Source organism: Planococcus sp. ISL-110, assembly GCF_018613575.1.
GTDB lineage: Bacteria > Bacillota > Bacilli > Bacillales_A > Planococcaceae > Planococcus.
Genome location: NZ_JAGGPX010000011.1, coordinates 73671 through 89579, shown reverse-complemented (window position 1 = coordinate 89579; position 15909 = coordinate 73671). Strand labels below are relative to the sequence as shown.

At 45.1% G+C, this 15909-nt stretch carries 12 protein-coding genes; all 12 read left to right on the top strand.

Annotation, left to right across the window (positions count from 1 at the left end; genetic code table 11):
- The first annotated feature begins 86 nt into the window (after nucleotides 1-86).
- The gene (codY, locus tag J7I83_RS06280) at nucleotides 87-866 is read left to right on the top strand and encodes a GTP-sensing pleiotropic transcriptional regulator CodY (protein WP_146556604.1); all 780 of its coding nucleotides are present in this window, start codon (nucleotides 87-89) and stop codon (nucleotides 864-866) included.
- A 673-nt stretch (nucleotides 867-1539) separates the two neighbouring features.
- Entirely contained in the window at nucleotides 1540-2259 is a 720-nt protein-coding gene (gene rpsB, locus J7I83_RS06275; RefSeq protein ID WP_215099839.1) for a 30S ribosomal protein S2, read from the top strand.
- A gap of 90 nt (nucleotides 2260-2349) precedes the next feature.
- Nucleotides 2350-3234, top strand: a complete 885-nt coding sequence (gene tsf, locus J7I83_RS06270) for a translation elongation factor Ts (protein WP_215099838.1) — start codon at nucleotides 2350-2352, stop codon at nucleotides 3232-3234.
- Between the two features lie 81 nt (nucleotides 3235-3315).
- Entirely contained in the window at nucleotides 3316-4041 is a 726-nt protein-coding gene (pyrH, locus tag J7I83_RS06265; protein ID WP_006828253.1) for a UMP kinase, read from the top strand.
- A complete protein-coding gene (gene frr, locus J7I83_RS06260) occupies nucleotides 4041-4598 on the top strand; it encodes a ribosome recycling factor (protein WP_215099837.1) in 558 nt (185 codons plus the stop codon). The genes pyrH and frr overlap by 1 nt, the downstream gene beginning before the upstream one ends.
- Nucleotides 4599-4751: 153 nt before the next feature.
- Nucleotides 4752-5543 (top strand): undecaprenyl pyrophosphate synthase, encoded by a 792-nt coding sequence (locus tag J7I83_RS06255; RefSeq protein ID WP_215099836.1) that lies wholly within the window; start codon nucleotides 4752-4754, stop codon nucleotides 5541-5543.
- On the top strand, nucleotides 5540-6331 hold the full coding sequence (locus tag J7I83_RS06250) for a phosphatidate cytidylyltransferase (protein ID WP_215099835.1): 792 nt from the start codon (nucleotides 5540-5542) through the stop codon (nucleotides 6329-6331). Before J7I83_RS06255 ends, J7I83_RS06250 begins: the two co-directional genes overlap by 4 nt.
- A gap of 16 nt (nucleotides 6332-6347) precedes the next feature.
- Entirely contained in the window at nucleotides 6348-7493 is a 1146-nt protein-coding gene (gene dxr, locus J7I83_RS06245; protein WP_215099834.1) for a 1-deoxy-D-xylulose-5-phosphate reductoisomerase, read from the top strand.
- 116 nt (nucleotides 7494-7609) lie between these two features.
- The gene (gene rseP, locus J7I83_RS06240; protein ID WP_215099833.1) at nucleotides 7610-8869 is read left to right on the top strand and encodes an RIP metalloprotease RseP; all 1260 of its coding nucleotides are present in this window, start codon (nucleotides 7610-7612) and stop codon (nucleotides 8867-8869) included.
- 102 nt (nucleotides 8870-8971) lie between these two features.
- A complete protein-coding gene (locus J7I83_RS06235) occupies nucleotides 8972-10675 on the top strand; it encodes a proline--tRNA ligase (protein ID WP_215099832.1) in 1704 nt (567 codons plus the stop codon).
- Nucleotides 10676-10979: 304 nt separating this feature from the next.
- Nucleotides 10980-15287 carry a PolC-type DNA polymerase III gene (locus J7I83_RS06230; RefSeq protein ID WP_215099831.1) on the top strand — a complete coding sequence of 1436 codons (4308 nt, stop codon included), beginning with the start codon at nucleotides 10980-10982 and terminating at the stop codon, nucleotides 15285-15287.
- A gap of 125 nt (nucleotides 15288-15412) precedes the next feature.
- Entirely contained in the window at nucleotides 15413-15898 is a 486-nt protein-coding gene (rimP, locus tag J7I83_RS06225; RefSeq protein WP_215099830.1) for a ribosome maturation factor RimP, read from the top strand.
- The last annotated feature ends 11 nt before the right edge of the window (nucleotides 15899-15909 follow it).

Sequence of the window (15909 nt, the reverse complement as noted above, 5' to 3'; positions counted from 1 at the left end):
AACAAGGCGAATTAGTTCCATTAAAGAGTAAAAAGCTTTAGAATATTGAATAAACATGGTACGAATTATGTAGGAGGTTCATTTAAATGAATTTATTAGGAAAAACAAGACGAATTAACTCTATGCTGGAAGCAGCTGGCGGAAAAAAAGTAAACTTTAAAGACATGGCTGAAACTTTAAGCGAAGTGATTGAATGCAACGCATTCGTCGTTAGCCGTAAAGGTAAAGTATTGGGTTACGCAATCAATCAGCAAATTGAGAACGAGCGTATGAAAGGCATGCTGGAAGAGCGTCAGTTCCCGCTTGAGTATACACAAAAACTTTCAAACATCACCGAAACAACTGAAAACCTTGACGTTAACAGTGAACACACGATCTTCCCTGTGGAAGAACGCGAATTGTTCAAAAACGGCCTGACAACTATCGTGCCGATCAATGGCGGTGGAGAACGTCTTGGAACATTGCTTCTTGGACGTGTTGACGCAGAATTCCATGACGATGATTTGATTCTTGGGGAATATGGCGCTACTGTCGTAGGGATGGAAATCCTTCGTGAAAAAGGTGACCGTATTGAAGAGGAAGCGCGCAGCAAAGCTGTCGTGCAAATGGCGATTTCTTCACTTTCTTACAGCGAACTTGAAGCTATCGAACATATCTTTGAAGAACTTGACGGCAACGAAGGCTTGCTGGTCGCTTCTAAAATTGCTGACCGTGTTGGTATTACGCGTTCAGTTATCGTTAACGCACTTCGCAAACTTGAAAGTGCAGGCGTTATCGAATCACGCTCTTTGGGAATGAAAGGGACATACATCAAAGTATTGAACACAAAATTCCTTGCCGAGCTTGAGCAATTGAAAATGAACTAAGAAAGCTTTAAAAGGTGCCGGAAATTTTTCCGGCGCCTTTTTATATGCAAGAAATCAGAGTTTCGTAACGTAAATGACTATACGGCGAAGTCGGCATGATTGGTCTACAGCTATTCGTATTTTAAAGCTATATAAGTTGAACTAATAAACTTTCATTGCCAATAGTCCGCAAACCAACTGCGCCGAACTTCCTCAGTCGCTTCGCTGTTTTGCTTCATATCTGCTGGTAAGTTAACAGAAAACAGCAGCTTGTATTATGCTAAGTAACTATCTCAGCGCTGGCGCGTCCATGGACTGGGCGGAGCTTTGAGACAGGTGTTCTTGCAGGCTCACAGTGGGAGCCAGACCCTGAGCAGCCGAAGCAGTGTATAATATGATGATTCTTAAGTTCAACTTATAGAGCAAAAAATATAAAGCAGGAAAACTGGTTTTAGGGAGCTGGAGTGTGGAATATCCAATGTTGCATGTCCTCTGTAAAACTATTGATTTTTAATTTGTCAGGAGATTTATTGTGAAAGAAAGTTGTTGCGGTCTTAATGGATAGCATGGTATAATTTGAAATGGTGTTAAATACACACGCATTTCGATTTGAGTCGCAGGTGCCCAACAGGGTAACGGTTCAGAGAAGAAAAATGCGGAGGGAAAAAAATAACCTATCAGGAGGAAACAAATCATGGCAGTAATCTCAATGAAACAATTGTTAGAAGCTGGTGTCCACTTCGGTCACCAAACTCGCCGCTGGAACCCGAAAATGAAAAAATATATCTTCGTGGAACGTAACGGTATCTACATCATCGATCTTCAAAAAACAGTCCGCAAATTGGAGGAAGCTTATAGCTTCATGAAACAAGTGGGCGAAGAAGGCGGTAAAGTACTTTTCGTTGGTACGAAGAAACAAGCTCAGGACGCTATCAAAGAAGAAGCAGAACGTTCTGGCAACTATTACATCAACCAACGCTGGTTGGGTGGAACACTTACAAACTTCGGGACAATCCAAAAACGTGTGAACCGTTTGAAACAAATTGAACGCATGGAAGAAGATGGAACTTTTGAAGTTCTACCGAAAAAAGAAGTTGTTCAGTTGAAAAAACAACACGAACGCCTTGTTAAATTCCTTGGCGGTATCCGTGACATGAGTTCACTACCGGACGTAATGTTCGTAGTTGACCCACGTAAAGAACGCATTGCAGTTGCAGAAGCAATGAAATTGAACATCCCTATCGTTGGTATCGTTGATACAAACTGTGATCCGGATGAAATCGATTATGTTATTCCTGCAAACGACGATGCTATTCGCGCAGTTAAATTATTAACTGGTAAAATGGCGGATGCTTTGCTTGAGTCAAAACCGGAAGAAGAAGAAGAAGAAACTCAAGCTGAATCTGCTGAGTAATTCGCAATTTACACAGGTGATAAGCGGCCAACCCCCTCTTATCACCTTTTTTTGAGAAAATGATAGCAACTATAGAGGAGGAACTTAATCATGGCAGTTACAGCACAAATGGTAAAAGAATTGCGTGCAAAAACAGGCGCAGGTATGATGGATTGCAAAAAAGCTTTAGTAGAAACAGACGGAGATATGGAAGCGGCTTTAGACTTCTTGCGTGAAAAAGGCCTTTCAAGCGCTTCTAAAAAAGCGGACCGCATTGCAGCTGAAGGAACGACTTCAATTCTTGTAAAAGAAAACGAAGCGATCATCTTCGAAGTTAACGCAGAAACTGACTTTGTTGCGAAAAACGAAGGCTTCCAAACATTAGTAAAAGAATTGGGCGAGCACTTGATTGCGACAAAACCGGCTTCAGTTGAAGAAGCTAACGCTTCAACAATGTCTAACGGTTTGGCAGTTGCAGACCACATTTCAAACGCAATCGCTAAAATTGGTGAAAAAATTACATTGCGCCGCTTTGAAATTCGCACAAAAACAGATGCAGACGCTTTCGGTCCTTACCTTCACATGGGTGGACGAATTTCGGTTCTTGTTGTTCTTGAAAACTCTACGGATTCAGATGCTGCCCGCGACATCGCTATGCACATCGCTGCGTTGAACCCTAAATATGTATCACGCGACGAAGTTTCTGCTGACGAAGTGGAGCACGAGCGCAAGATTTTGACTGAGCAGGCATTGAACGAAGGCAAGCCAGAAAAAATCGTTGCTAAAATGGTTGAAGGCCGCCTTGGCAAATATTTCGAAGACATCTGCTTGCTTGATCAGGCATTTGTTAAGAACTCAGACCAAAAAGTTCGTGATTTTGCAGCTTCTACAGGTGGATCTGTTAAAGAATTCATCCGTTACGAAGTTGGAGAAGGCATCGAAAAACGTGAAGACAACTTTGCTGATGAAGTTATGAACCAGGTTAACAAAAAATAAAATTGTTTATCATATGATTTATCTTAGGGAACACGAGAATGTGTTCCCTATTTTTCAATAAAAGTGTAATGGAGGGTACCGATGAGTGTTCAGCAATATAAACGCATTGTATTAAAACTAAGTGGTGAAGCAATGGCAGGAGGACAAGGTTTCGGTCTGTCCCCTGAAATTATCAAATCAGTAGCAAGCCAGGTAAAAGAAGTGGTTGAACTTGGAGTCGAAGTTGCAGTCGTTGTAGGCGGCGGCAATATCTGGAGAGGCAAAGTAGGTTCTGAGATGGGCATGGACCGGGCGACTGCTGATTATATGGGCATGCTGGCAACAGTCATGAACTCATTGGCTTTACAGGATTCCTTGGAAAAGCAGGACGTTGAAACCCGCGTTCTTTCTTCCATTGAAATGCGCCAAGTCGCTGAGCCTTATATCCGCAGAAGAGCCATTCGCCATCTGGAGAAAAAGCGGGTTGTCATTTTTGCAGCAGGTACCGGAAATCCTTATTTCTCAACTGATACAACAGCGGCATTGCGCGCAGCCGAAATTGAAGCCGATGTCATTTTAATGGCAAAGAACAATGTTGATGGTGTTTATTCAGCTGATCCGAAGACGGATTCCACTGCGGTAAAATATGAAGAACTTTCTTATTTCGAAGTGATTCAACAAGGCTTGCAGGTGATGGACTCGACAGCTTCCACACTTTGTATGGACAATGATATTCCACTCGTAGTATTCTCAATTATGGAAAACGGAAATATAAAACGGGCTGTACTCGGAGAAAAAATCGGGACAGTAGTGAGGAGAACTATATAATGCCGAAATCAGTGATGAATGATACTAAATCTAAAATGACCAATGCAATCCAGGCTTTTTCTCGTGACCTATCTTCTATCCGTGCTGGGCGTGCAACTCCATCCATTTTGGATAAGTTGACGATCGATTATTACGGTTCTCCAACAGCGGTCAACCAAGTCGCAGGAATTTCCATCCCTGAAGCTCGTTTGATCATGATCCAGCCGTATGATAAATCGGTTCTTGGCGATATCGAAAAAGCTATCCTGAAATCTGATTTGGGCTTGAGCCCGTCAAATGATGGTTCGGTAATCCGGTTGGCAGTTCCTGCATTAACGGAAGAGCGCCGTAAAGATCTTGTGAAGCAAGTGAAAAAAGAAGCGGAAGAAGCGAAAGTTGTAATCCGCAATATCCGTCGGGATGCCAATGACGAGTTCAAAAAACTGGAGAAGAAAAGCGAAATCACAGTTGACGACTTGCGTGGCTATACAGATGACGTCCAGAAATTGACAGACGATAATATCGCAAAAATCGACGAAATGGCTAAAGGTAAAGAAAAAGAGATTATGGAAGTTTAAATCGAACTTCATTTCAAGTTGGGCGTCCTGTTAAGCAGGACGCTTTTTTATGCCAAAAATTAACGCTGTCTCCTGAAAGAAAGCGCACAATGCTGTTTTTTTTGATATGATAAGCAATAGACATGCCGATTTGTAATAGGTGGAGGATTAACTATGTTCAATAAACTATTAAAACGAAATACTGATTTGGTCTCTGAAAATGGAGATCGCTCAGTTTTGATTTCGAACGAAGCCGTCCCGGCCCATATTGCGATCATTATGGATGGCAATGGGCGCTGGGCAAAAAAACGTTCACTTCCAAGAGTTGCTGGACACCACGAAGGAATGAAAACTGTCCGAAAAGTGACCAAGCTTGCCAATGAGCTTGGGGTCAGTGTATTGACCCTGTATGCATTTTCCACCGAAAATTGGAAGCGGCCAAAAATCGAAGTGGATTTTTTGATGCGCTTGCCGGAAGAGTTTTTAACAACTTTTCTGCCGGAATTGATTGAAGAAAATGTTCGAGTGGAAATGATGGGGTACCACCAAAATTTGCCTTTGCATACGCTTAGAGCCATAAAAAAAGCAAAAGAGGCAACAAAAGACAATACGGGACTTGTCCTGAATTTCGCCTTGAATTACGGTAGCCGTGCCGAAATTGTGGATGCCGTGAAAGGTATTGCTGCGCAGGTGGCTGATGGAACTTTGAATATCTGTGATATCAATGAGAACCTTATTTCCGGAGGGTTGATGACAAAAGACCTGCCTGAACCGGACTTGTTGATCCGTACAAGCGGCGAAGTCCGTTTGAGCAATTTTATGCTTTGGCAATTGGCTTATACCGAGTTTTGGTTCACGGAAACCTTGTGGCCCGATTTTAACGAAGATTCCTTATTGGAAGCGATTGAGATTTATCAGAAACGCAATCGCCGGTATGGAGGGTTGAAAGGAGACGAAGTGAAATGAAACAACGGATCATAACGGGCGCCATTGCGGCAGCTCTTTTCATCCCGTTTGTTATTTATGGCGGCGTACCATTTATTCTGTTGGTTTATTTGCTTGGGACCATAGCATTGCAGGAACTTTTAAAAATGAAGGGCCGGAGCTTACGAAGTGTTCCCGGCCTTATTTCACTATTGGCGCTTTATGCATTTATGCTGCCAGATCAATGGGCCGTTCTGGTTTATGAATGGACGGGTTATGAGAAAGTCGAATTTGCATTTTTAGCTGTTATCCTTCTTTTGATACATACTGTAATCGTGAAAAACAGCTTTACTTTTGATGATGCTGCTTTTGCTATTTTAGGAACTCTATATGTTGGCATCGGTTTCTTTTATTTTATCGAAACCCGGGAAGCCAGCCTAAGTTTTTTAATTTTTGCATTGCTGGTGGTCTGGTTCACTGATTCAGGTGCTTATTTCACAGGCCGCAAGATCGGGAAACGGAAACTATGGCCGGAAATTTCACCGAACAAGACGATTGAAGGGTTTGTGGGTGGGATCATTTGGGCAATTGGAATTGCACTGGTCTTCAATTATTTCATTCCATTAAATCACTCGATTATCCTAGTCATCCTCGTAACGATCATCGCCTCGGTCTTTGGCCAGATGGGTGACCTGGTGGAATCGGCTTTGAAACGCCATTTCAACGTGAAAGATTCAGGGTCGATCCTGCCAGGACATGGTGGTATACTCGATCGCTTTGACAGTATTTTATTCGTTATGCCGTTGCTCCACTTTTTACATTTCATCTAAGAGAGGAAATTGCTGAATGGTAAAAAAAATCATCCTGCTGGGTGCTACCGGTTCTATCGGAGTGCAAACAGCTGATATTATCCGCGAACATCCGCATGAATTTTCATTGATCGGCTTTTCTGCCGGAAAAAATATGGACATTACCCGTCAATTGATTGCCGAATTTAAACCTGAAATTGTCTGCGTCCAGCAGTCCCAGGATGCTAAGGAATTGGCCGCTGAATATCCGGCTGTGTCATTTGCAGCTGGAGCTGAAGGACTGATAGAAATTGCGGTCTATGATGCAGATATTCTGGTAAATGCTGTTCTTGGCAGTGTGGGTCTTGAGCCGACGCTGGAAGCAATCAAGCTTGGCCGTACCATCGCGATTGCCAATAAGGAAACCCTGGTGACCGCTGGCCATTTGGTCATGGACAGCGCCAAACATTACGGAGCGGTCATTATGCCGGTCGACAGCGAACATTCAGCATTGTTCCAGGCTCTGAACGGTGAAAAGAAAGACCAGGCCAGCCGATTGATCTTAACGGCTTCTGGCGGCAGCTTCCGCGATTTAACGCGTGAGCAGCTGAAAAATGTGACTGTCAAGGATGCGTTAAACCATCCGAACTGGTCTATGGGGTCAAAAATCACCATTGATTCTGCCACTATGGTCAACAAAGGACTTGAAGTGATCGAAGCGCATATTCTGTTTGATTTTGCGTATGCAGATATCGACGTGGTTCTTCACCGCGAAAGCATCATCCACTCTATGGTTGAGTTTCATGATACGAGTGTGATGGCGCAGCTTGGCACGCCGGATATGCGCGTACCGATACAATACGCTCTCTCCTATCCAGATCGTCTACCACGTCCTCAAGCGAAGCGTTTGAATTTGGCCGAAATCGGCAAGTTGAATTTCCAGGAAATGGACTACAAACGATTCCGTGCTTTGCAGCTGGCGTTTGATGCAGGCATCGAGGGCGGGACAATGACGACAGTACTCAATGCGGCCAACGAACAGGCTGTTTCTTTGTTCCTCAACGAAGAAATTAAATTCCTGCAGATCGAGGAAATGATCGAGCGCGCCATGGATCAGCACGAAGTCCTGGCGAATCCTGATCTGGAAACGATTCTGCATGTCGATTCTGAAACAAGAAAATCTGTAAAAAACATGCTAAAATAACTAAAGATCAAAACCGAATAAGTTTTTCCCGCTTTAACGGTCAGTGGATCAACTAATACTCAGTGGGCGCTGGAAAACCCGCTGAGCGAGTTTCTCTTTAAAAGGGTGGGTTCAAAATGGAAACAGTTATATCGTTTATAATAATTTTCGGTGCTTTAGTATTTTTCCATGAATTTGGCCATTTTCTTTTCGCAAAGCGCGCAGGCATCTTAGTCCGTGAATTTGCAATTGGAATGGGTCCAAAAATTCTGGGCATTACCAAAGGTGAAACGCTCTACACGTTGCGTTTATTGCCGATTGGTGGCTATGTGCGCATGGCAGGCGAAGATATGGATACTATCCACCTTCAGGCGGGCCATCGTATCGGAGTTCTTTTGAATAAAGAAGGACAGGCTAAAAAGATCATCATGAACCAAAAGCATGTTTATCCAGAAATACTGTTTCTTGAAGTAGAGGAAGCAGATCTGGAAAAAGAACTGTGGATCAAAGGCTACGATGAAGACGAAGAGCTGGTGCGCATTGAAGTGGCGCGTGATGCGGTTGTTGAGGAAAATGGCAGAGAAACCATTCTGGCTCCATATGACCGCCAGTTTGATTCGAAATCAGTCGGGAAACGTTTTATGACGATTTTCGCAGGACCATTATTCAACTTTATCCTGGCATTTTTGATTTTTACAGCGCTTGGCATGATGCAGGGCATCCCGACCTTTGAACCTGTCATCACTGAAGTGACGGAAGAAAGTCCCGCAGCAGAAGCCGGTATGCAAGATGGCGATCTGGTGACTGAAATTGAAGGGAATCCGATCGGCACATGGGACGAACTGGTTGAATCGGTTCAGAGCAATGCCGGCAACCCTCTTGAATTCAATGTCGAACGAGACGGTGAGCCGTTGAACTTTACCATTACACCTGAAATTTCAGAGCAATCGGCTGAAGAGGTCGGCGTAATCGGCGTGCTTTACCAAAGCCCTGTGGAAAAAGATTTTCTGGGCTCCTTTGTCTATGGCGCTGAACAAACCATCTTTTGGTTCAAGGAAATCTTCCGTCTGCTTGGAATGCTGGTAACAGGCCAATTCACGATCGATGCCTTATCGGGGCCGGTCGGAATCTACAAGACGACTGAAGAGGTAGCAAAATACGGATTCTTTACCTTGATGAGCTGGGCGGGTATGCTCAGCATCAATCTGGGAATCATGAACCTCTTGCCACTTCCGGCTTTGGACGGAGGACGTCTCATGTTCTTCATTCTTGAAGCTGTGCGCGGCAAACCAGTCGATCGGCAAAAAGAAGGTATGGTCCATTTTGTCGGAATCATGCTTCTCATGCTGCTGATGATTGTCGTCACCTGGAACGACATCCAGAAATATTTTTTCTAATTATAAGCGATCGAGCATTACCGGACAGGCAGCTAATTTTGCCTGTCCTGAACTTTTAATTCGTCAATAAAAATCCTATAGTCAGTCGAGGTGTATTCCGGAATGAAACAAACAGCAACTTTTATCCCTACCTTACGTGAAACTCCAGCCGATGCAGAAGTGAAATCGCATCAGCTCCTATTACGCGCAGGCTTTATCCGCCAAAACACCAGCGGCATCTACTCTTTCCTGCCACTCGGCAAGCGCGTTCTGCAAAAAGTTGAGACCGTCATCCGTGAAGAAATGGAAGCTGCGAATAGCGTTGAAATCTTTATGCCTGCATTGCAGCAGGCCGAATTATGGCAGGAATCCGGACGCTGGTATTCATACGGCGACGAATTGATGCGTTTGAAAGACCGCAATGACCGTGAATTTGCTTTAGGTGCAACGCATGAAGAAGTGATCACCAGCCTGCTGCGCGATGAAATTAAGTCTTACAAAAAGCTTCCTCTGAACCTGTTCCAGATTCAATCGAAGTTCAGAGACGAAAAACGCCCGCGCTTTGGTTTATTGCGCGGCCGTGAATTCCTCATGAAAGACGCTTATTCGTTCCATGCCACTCCTGAAAGCCTGGATGAAACCTATGACGTAATGATGCAGGCTTATACCAACATCTTTACGCGCCTAGGCTTGAATTTTCGGGCAGTCATAGCGGATTCGGGTGCCATCGGCGGAAAAGACAACCATGAATTCATGGTATTGTCGGAAATTGGAGAAGATACAATTGCTTATTCCGACAGCTCCTCCTATGCAGCCAATATCGAAATGGCCGCAGTCAATGTAGCTTATCCTGTCTCAGGCGAAACACCTGAAGCGATGGAAAAAGTGTCGACACCTGGCAAAAATACCATTTCTGATGTGGCGGATTTCCTCGAAACCACTGCTGAAAAATGCATCAAAACTTTGGTCTTTAAAGCGGATGGTGAATTGGTCATCGTTTTGGCCAGAGGCGATCATGATATCAATGACGTCAAAGTCAAACATGCAACGGGCGCCAAAGTCATCGAAATGGCGACGCCGGAAGAAGTTCAGCAATTATTATCTTGCGATATCGGCTCTTTGGGCCCGATCAACCTGCCGGAAGAAATTCGTCTGTTTGCAGACCATGCTGTTGAAAACATGGTCAACGGAATAACCGGCGCCAACGAAAGCGGCTATCATTATAAGAACGTCACTCCTGGAAAAGACTTTACGGTCCCTGCTTATCATGACCTGCGCTTTGTCCAGGAAGGAGATGCTTCTCCTGATGGGCAAGGGACAATTCAATTTGCTAAAGGAATTGAAGTCGGCCACATCTTTAAATTGGGCACGACCTACAGCATTCCGCTGAAAGGCACATTCCTGAACGACCAGGGCAGAGCGATGCCTTACATTATGGGGTGCTACGGAATCGGCGTATCACGTGTCATGGCAGCGGTCGCTGAGCAGTTCCAAGACGACAACGGCTTTACTTGGCCGGATGTTGTGGCACCTTATGAGGTCCATCTTGTGCCGGTAAACGTCAAAGATGATGCACAACGTGAGCTTGGTGAAGAACTCCATGAACTATTGAAATCCAATCGCTACGAAGTGCTGCTCGATGATCGCAAGGAACGTGCGGGCGTGAAGTTCACAGATGCAGATTTGATCGGTTTGCCAATCCGCATCACCATCGGCAAAAAAGCGGCTGAAGGAATACTGGAAGTCAAAATACGGCGGACAGGTGAAACGTTCGAATGGACGCGTGAAGAATTGCTCGATCAATTGCAGCAGTTTTTTAAAAAATAACAGCAAAATCTGATATGATGAAAGGAAAGTACATTATGTACTTTCCTTTCTTTTTCTGCTTGCTTCTGGAAATATAGTTTTTAGTTCTTGCTGTATTAAGTTGAACTAATTATTTATAGTAGGTACTATTCTGTTGTGGGTATTCCGTAAACCAGCTCCGCTTTCCTGCGGGCCTGCGCCGAACCAATTAGGGCTTATGCCCGAATGGATTTCGACACATCGTTATCCCGCGGGCCTGAAAGCATCCGCCTGGAGCGATTTCTTCAGATTTTTTTCTTAAATCACCACCACGAAGGGGATAATTATGACAAACCAGCAAGATCCTAAGATGCGGTTTAAAATGCTGCTTCAGCATCTCGATTTAACGGACGATGTTCATATGCCCTTTTTCGAAGAGGCTGAACTGACACGGATGACCGTCCATAAAAAAGAGCGGTCCTGGAAATTTCTTGTGAAACTGAAAGGCATCCTGCCGATCGAACTATACTTATTATTAAAGGAACGGCTATATAGCACGTTTTCCCCAATTGCTTCTATTCAATTGAATATTGAGTCTGCACAGGATTCAGCCCAGGAAGAGCAGGTCATGGCCTACTGGAAATACGCCGTTGAAGAACTGGCAGACATGGCGCCGCCACTGCGCGAGCGGCTGTTGTCACAGGCGCCTGTATGGAACGGCAACAAACTGCTATTGCAATGCAATCACCAGCACGAAATGATGGCATTAAAATCAAAATACAGCGATAAGCTGGCTGCAGTCTACCTGCAATTTGGTTTTCCTCATGTCGCCGTCGATTTCCAACTGTCAGACGAAAACCAGGAAGCCGCTCATGAAGCGTTCATGGCAGAACGTCTGAGGGAAGAAGAGCAGATGGCGCAAAAAGCGCTATCGGATATGAAGAAACGGGAAACTGACCGTAAAGAGAATGGCACGCCATCAGGGCCATTCCAGATGGGGAGTGCCATCAAACCGGATGAAACGATTTCCGAGATCAAATCCATTGTCGACGAAGAACGCCGCGTGACGATCGAAGGCTATGTCTTTGATACAGAAGTGAGAGAGCTTCGGAGTGGGCGCTCGCTGCTGACAGTTAAAATCACCGACTACACAGATTCAATTCTCGTGAAGATGTTCTCGCGTGACAAGGAAGATGCCGAGTTGATGGCAAATGCCAAAAAAGGCATGTGGCTGAAAGCGCGCGGCTCGATCCAAACTGATACTTTTGTACGCGATTTGGTGATGATGGCGCAGGATATGGTGGAAATCAAGCCCGAACTCCGACGGGATACAGCTGAAGAAAAACGCGTCGAGCTGCATCTGCATACACCGATGAGCCAAATGGATGCAGTTTCGCCCGTTGAAGCGCTGGTCAGCCGAGCGGCGAAATGGGGGCATCCGGCCATCGCAATTACAGACCACGCCGGTGTACAATCCTTCCCGGATGCCTATGCTGCTAGCAAAAAGCATGGCATTAAAGCGATTTTTGGGCTGGAAGCAAACTTAGTGGATGATGGCGTACCGATTGCCTACGAAGAGCGCCATGCTTTACTCGAAGAAGAAACTTTTGTCGTTTTCGATTTGGAGACAACGGGCTTGTCCGCCGTCTACGATACCATCATCGAACTCGCTGCAGTGAAGATCAAAGGCGGCCAGATCATTGATAAGTTCGAGAGCTTCGCCAATCCGCATCATGAACTATCATCCACGACGGTTGATTTGACCGGCATTACCGACGACATGGTGAAAAATGCTCCGGAAGTGGAAGAAGTGATCCGCAAATACCACGAATGGGCAGGCGACCATATCATGGTTGCCCACAACGCGTCATTCGATATGGGCTTCCTGTATGTTTGCTATAAGAAGTTTGGCATCGATAAGAAGCACGCAACCATTGATACACTCGAACTGGCGCGTATGCTTCATCCAGAATTGAAAAATCACCGGTTGAACACATTAGCCAAAAAATTCGGCATTGATTTGACCCAGCATCACCGGGCCATCTATGATACTGAAGCGACTTCGTATTTATTGACCTATCTATTAAAGGAAGCAGACCAAAAAGGCATCCTGTACCATGACCAACTCAACGATTATGTTGGGAGCGGCGATGCTTACAAGCGTTCGCGGCCGACGCATTGCACGCTATTGGCGCAAAATGATGAAGGGCTGAAAAATCTTTTTAAGCTTGTTTCTGCGTCACATATTGATTATTTCTACCGGGTTCCACGCATTCCGCGTTCACTGCTGCAAAGGCATCGGAAAGGGCTGCTGGTCGGCTCTGGCTGCGACAAAGGCGAAGTTTTTGAAGCGGTCATGCAAAAGTCGATGGAGGAAGTTGAAAAAACGGCGCAATTCTATGATTACCTGGAAGTGCATCCAAAAGAAGTCTATTCCCATTTGATTGAACGGGAAATGATTAGGGATGAGTGGAATCTGGAAGACATTATCCGCAAACTGGTTAAAATCAGCCGTAAATTGGAAATTCCGCTGGTTGCCACCGGAAATGTCCATTACTTGGATGAAACAGATGCTATTTTCCGTCAGGTGCTGGTTGGATCTCAAGGCGGAGCAAACCCGCTTAACCGCCACAAGTTGCCAAAGGTGCATTTTAGAACAACCAATGAAATGCTGGACGCTTTTGATTTTCTTGGCAGCGAAACGGCACATGAGCTTGTCATTGGGAACTCTGTGAAAATCTCCGAGATGATCGATGTTGTTAAGCCGATTAAAGATGAATTGTACACGCCAAAGATTGAAGGCGCTGACGAAGAAGTCCGGGAGTTAAGCTACGGAATGGCTCATCAAATTTATGGTCCGACTTTACCTGAAATCGTGGAAGCCCGCATTGAAAAAGAACTAAAGTCCATCATCGGGCACGGATTTGCGGTTATCTACTTGATCTCACACAAACTCGTGAAAAAATCACTGGATGATGGCTATCTGGTTGGTTCACGTGGATCAGTCGGTTCTTCGCTGGTCGCGACATTGACGGAAATAACCGAAGTAAACCCGTTGCCACCGCATTATATTTGCAGAAAATGCAAAAAATCTGAGTTCTTCGATGACGGTTCAGTCAGCTCCGGATTTGATTTGAACGACAAAAATTGTCCGGATTGCGATGTTCCATATCAAAAAGAAGGCCAGGATATTCCTTTCGAAACCTTCTTAGGATTTAAAGGAGATAAAGTTCCGGATATCGATTTGAACTTCAGTGGTGAATATCAGTCAAAAGCCCACAATTATACGAAGGAATTGTTCGGGGAAGATAATGTTTTCCGTGCAGGAACCATCGGGACAGTTGCAGAAAAAACAGCCTATGGCTATGTTCGGGGCTATGCCAACGACCGGGATATGACGCTCCGGGGCGCAGAAATCGATCGGCTTGTGCAGGGGTGTTCGGGTGTTAAGCGCAGCACTGGACAGCATCCGGGAGGAATCATTGTGGTCCCGGATTACATGGACATCTATGACTTCACGCCGATTCAGTTTCCGGCAGATGCCCAGGACTCAGAATGGAAAACGACCCATTTTGATTTCCATTCGATCCACGATAATTTACTGAAGCTGGACATACTCGGGCACGATGATCCGACAGTGATCCGCATGCTCCAGGATCTGTCCGGCATCGATCCGAAGACCATCCCAACCGATGATCCGGAAGTGATGAAAATTTTCGCCGGTCCAGAATCGCTCGGAGTCACCAAAGAGCAGATCGGCTGCAAGACCGGAACGCTTGGCATACCGGAATTTGGTACGCGCTTTGTGCGCCAGATGCTTGAAGAAACAAAACCGAATACGTTCTCCGAGCTGGTCCAGATATCCGGGCTTTCCCACGGAACGGACGTATGGCTGAGCAATGCGCAGGAATTGATCCAAAACGGAACTTGCCAGTTGTCCGATGTCATCGGCTGCCGAGATGACATCATGGTCTACCTGATTTACCAGGGTCTTGAATCTTCGTTGGCGTTCAAAATTATGGAATCTGTCCGTAAAGGGAAAGGCTTGACGCCTGAGTTTGAAGAAGCGATGAAAAAAGAAGGCGTACCGAACTGGTACATTGAATCCTGCAAAAAAATCAAGTACATGTTCCCGAAAGCGCACGCCGCTGCCTACGTGCTGATGGCTGTGCGGATCGCTTACTTTAAAGTGCATTTTCCAGTTCTTTATTATGCAGCTTATTTCACAGTCCGTGCCGAGGATTTCGATGTTAATGCCATGGCCAAAGGATCGCATGCCATCCGTGCCAAAATTGATGAAATCAATGCCAAAGGATTGGAAGCATCGACAAAAGAGAAAAACTTATTGACGGTCCTGGAACTGACGCTGGAAATGGTGGAGCGCGGCTTTACCTTCCAGAAGGTAGATCTGTATAAATCATCTGCCGATCAGTTTATCATTGACGGCAACAGCCTGATCCCGCCGTTCAATGCTATTCCGGGATTAGGGACCAACGCGGCGAAATCGATCGTTGCTGCGCGTGAGCATGGGGAATTCCTGTCCAAGGAAGACCTGCAGCAGCGAGGCCGTGTTTCAAAAACAATCATCGAATACATGGACGATCTTGGTTGCCTCGAGGGGATGCCTGAAGCCAACCAGCTGTCCTTGTTCTAGCCAGTTGCACCACGGCGCTGTTTGTGGTATTATTGTAGTAACATTTACTGATAGCTCTGTCGCAGAAGAGTGGGTTCTCCCGCTCTTTTCTGTTTGTTATGGCTTAAAATTGGCGGGAGGCATGTATGAGCAAAATTACAGAACAAATCGAGAAGATAGTACAGCCCATCACCAGTGAATTAGAACTGGAACTCGTAGATGTGGAATTCTTAAAAGAAGGCCGCGACTGGTTTTTACGAGTATATGTGGACAATCCGAAAGCACCCATTGATATTGATCAATGTGCGCTGGTAAGTGAAAAGTTAAGTGAAATCCTGGATCAGCTAGATCCAATTGAACAAAACTACTTCCTGGAAGTTTCTTCACCAGGTGCAGAACGCCCATTAAAGAAAGAAGAAGATTTTGAAAAAGCTATGGGTAAATTTATTTACATCAAGACCTATGAGCCGGTTGAAGATGCAAAAGAGTTCGAGGGCTACTTAAAGTCCTATGATGATCAACAAGTGGAAATTGAAATTAAAATCAAAACACGCAGAAAAATAATCAACATTGCAAAAGAGAAGATTGCAGTTATCCGATTGGCCATTGATTTTTCTGTGAAACCTGATTGAAGAACCTGGGA